The 3306-nt window shown below is 53.1% G+C and carries 2 protein-coding genes and 1 pseudogene; all 3 read right to left on the minus strand.

What is annotated here, in order from left to right; all coding sequences use genetic code 11:
• Positions 1-77: pseudogene (locus R8O10_RS23695) on the minus strand (SMR family transporter); the annotation flags it as partial.
• A gap of 243 nt (positions 78-320) precedes the next feature.
• Positions 321-977, minus strand: coding sequence for a quinolone resistance pentapeptide repeat protein QnrA1 (locus R8O10_RS23700; protein ID WP_012579084.1), 657 nt, complete (start codon positions 975-977; stop codon positions 321-323).
• Between the two features lie 330 nt (positions 978-1307).
• Positions 1308-2849: an IS91-like element ISCR1 family transposase gene (locus tag R8O10_RS23705; RefSeq protein ID WP_000050481.1), complete on the minus strand. Its 1542-nt coding sequence runs from the start codon at positions 2847-2849 to the stop codon at positions 1308-1310.
• Positions 2850-3306: the final 457 nt, after the last annotated feature.

Genomic DNA, 3306 nt, shown 5'->3' on the forward strand with positions numbered 1-3306 from the left:
CCCGACCAGACTGCATAAGCAACACCGACAGGGATGGATTTCAGAACCAGAGAAAGAAAATAAAATGCGATGCCATAGTGCCAAGCCTATGAGTAAGATGCCTGGTGCTCCCAGTAGTTGGGTGATTGCCAAAGAGCGCTTGACCTGAGCCAGCTCGGCGTGCAGTTGAGTCTTCATAATGCCTCCTTTGAAGGGAAGGTATAACGTCGGCTGCGGCAGCAGAGAAACGGCATTCCGGCGGTAATACTCTGCTATAGCAGAATCTGCCTTGTTGCAGCGCGGAACTCAAGTGATATTTGCCTCTTGTGTTTGCATTCGAGCTAATCCGGCAGCACTATTACTCCCAAGGGTTCCAGCAGTTGCTCCTGTTGCCAGGCACAGATCTTGACTCCTTCGAGGTTGACCCGTCTGGGGTCGAGCCCATCCAGATCGGCAAAGGTTAGGTCACAGCCCCGCAGATTGACCTGTTGCCAACAGTCGCGGGAGAAGGTGCCGCGGCTGAGATCTGAGCCCATCAAGGAAGCGCCGCTGAGATTGGCATTGCTCCAGTTGTTTTCAAACAGCTCGCATTTTTCCAGGCATTGGCCACTCAAGTTGGTATAGGCCAGGTTGCAACCTGAGATATAAGCCGAGCAGAAGTACATCTTATGGCTGACTTGATTGTAGAAGCGGGCCCGGGAAAAGTTGGCGCCCTTGAGATCGCACTCCCTGAACTCTATGCCAAAGCAGTTGGCACCGCTGAAGTTGGCCAAAGACAGACGGCAGGCCTTGAAACTGGCATCGCGCAGATCGGCATAGCTGAAGTGACACCCTTCAACGGCGCCGCTTTCAATGAAACTGCAATCCTCGAAACTGGCATCCTGCAGCTGACAGTGGCTGAAGTCACACTGATAAAAGCGGCAGCGGCGAAAACGGCTGTCACTCAAATCCTGGCGTGAGAAATCCTCTTGCTGAAAAACTTTATCAATAATATCCATACGGCTTCCTTTAATCAGGGAGGGTGCTAACTCTTTCGGCGAGCTTTGCCTAGGCAGGCAAACATGGGGTTGGTTCGCGCCTTCCCAACAACCTTTGCGGGTATAGGAAGTATAAACCACCTTTTTGCTCCTCATCCGAAGTATCTTACCTGAAATTCCCTCACTCGTTTACCGCTCAAGCCCCAATTTTAACTGCCGGTCCAGCCTAAACCGCTCTAATAAGGTTCGATTTGGCGGTAAAATCTCTAGCCTGATAGCTCGAGAGATACAAACTGCCCCACCGCCCCGTTTAAAAGTTGGCAGTGTTGAGCAGTGTTGGATTTGGGGTCGTCAGTCAAAGAGACGACTCTGTGATGGATCGAACAGGCTGGGAGTCAGTGGCGGCGCTCGTTCTGGTGGCAGCTCACGCTGCTTGGCGGCATTCGCCTTGGCTGTTTTCTGTTTCAGATGCTTGAGAATCTGCTCAATGACCTTCGGATCTTCGATGCTGGCAATCACTTTGACGTGACCGCCGCAGTGTTCGCAGACTTCAATATCAATATTGAAGACTCGCTTGAGGCGTTGCATCCAGGTCATGGCGCGGTGGCGCTCTGCAGGACTCTTGTCACGCCAGTTAGTATCGAGACCTTCCGATTTGTCGGGCTTCTTGCCCCGCTTGGCGGGTGTTACTTGAACTCGGTGTTTGCTGTTCGGTGCAAAGACGCCGTGGAAGCGTGTGAGGTTGACTCGCGGCTTAGGTACCAACGCAGCGAGTTTGGCGATGAAGTCCAGCGGCTCGAAGATCACATGGGTGGTGCCATTGCGGTACGGAGTTTTGAGCTCGTAACGCACCTGCCCATTGGCGGTTAATGCCAGACGTTTTTCTGAAACCGCTGGCCGACTAATGTAGCGACACAAGCGCTCAAGCTTATCCCGCTGATGCGCTTCGGCCATCACACCGGCGTGTAGCGAGAAACCAGCATGGTTGGCTACTCGACTGCTTGAGTCGGCTTTATCCTCACGCCCTGGCAAGGTTTGCAGGGTGAAGACTTTGCGCCCTTGCTGGGGGCCGACGGCAATGCGATACGTAACCGAAGCACCATGTAATTGAGTCAGCGTATCGTCTTCGCCCTCTTCCAGTGTCAACCACGTATTCTCGGCATCACGCTCCAAAATCCCACGCTTTTCCATGCAGCGAGCGATGCGATGGCTGAGGGTGTGAGCGAGCGTATTCAGCTCATCGTAAGTGGGTGCCTTGACACGATGGAAGCGTTGCTTGCCATAGTCATCTTCGGCATAGACACCATCGAGAAACAGCATGTGGTAGTGGACATTGAGATTTAGCGCGGAGCCAAAGCGTTGGATAAGAGTCACTGAGCCAGTTTGTGCAGAGGCTTTGGTGTAACCGGCTTTTTTGATCAGATGAGTTGAGAGTGTACGATAGACGATACTCAAGACCTGGCCCATCAGCTGGGGATGGCGAGCCAGCAAAAAGCGTAGCTGGAAAGGAAAGCTGAGCACCCACTGGCGAATGGGCTCCTTGGGGAAGACTTCGTCTATCAGCAGCGCCGCACTCTCGGCCATCCGGCGGGCACCGCAGCTAGGGCAAAAGCCGCGTCGTTTACAGCTGAAGGCGACCAGACGCTCGTGATGACAATCCTCGCAGCGAACCCGCATGAAACCATACTCCAGACGGCCACATTGGAGGAGGTCGTTGAATTCTTGTTGGATGTAGCGAGGCAGGTGTTGACCTTGGGCTTCGAGTGAGGCTTTGAAGGCTGGGTAGTGCTGCTCAACCAGCTGGTAGAGCAGCGTCTGGTCGGGTTGGTGGCGTTCGTAACCGTTTGTTTGAGTGGGCGATTGACTCGCCGTGGCGTTCCTTGCCAGCGACATGGGTATCCTCCGCTGATACTGTGGTTATGTACAGTATCAGCGGCTTGCGTTCAGACGTCCAGTCTGGCCCTAGACATCGCTAAATGCTTAACCCGCAATAGCCCTCACGAGTTGTTATCAGCCACTACCGGTTGAGCGAGAAGGTTTTGGGTTCAGGGTGCTATTGCTCCACCAATCACAATACTGAAGCCCCAACTGTTATCAGTTGGGGCTTTTTCTTGTCTGTTTGCGGCGGTTGCGTTTTATCGGTAGTCGTCGAGCTCTGCACCATCCCACATAAGAGCTTAACGGTGCGATCTTCAACGCCATCACACAAAACTTTCTTTTTCACGCACAGTCAACTTATTGGATGTTTTATTAACAACCCAAAAGGAGATATTTAGCGGGCGGCCGGAAGGTGAATGCTAGGCATGATCTAACCCTCGGTCTCTGGCGTCGCGACTGCGAAATTTCGCGA

The organism is Vibrio sp. 1727 (assembly GCF_033344415.1).
Taxonomy (GTDB): domain Bacteria; phylum Pseudomonadota; class Gammaproteobacteria; order Enterobacterales; family Vibrionaceae; genus Vibrio; species Vibrio alginolyticus.

Bases quoted from the DNA above. Each gene is read 5' to 3' on its own strand.
- R8O10_RS23700 (WP_012579084.1), bottom strand. From the start codon at position 977: ATGGATATTATTGATAAAGTTTTTCAGCAAGAGGATTTCTCACGCCAG.
- R8O10_RS23705 (WP_000050481.1), bottom strand. From the start codon at position 2,849: ATGTCGCTGGCAAGGAACGCCACGGCGAGTCAATCGCCCACTCAAACA.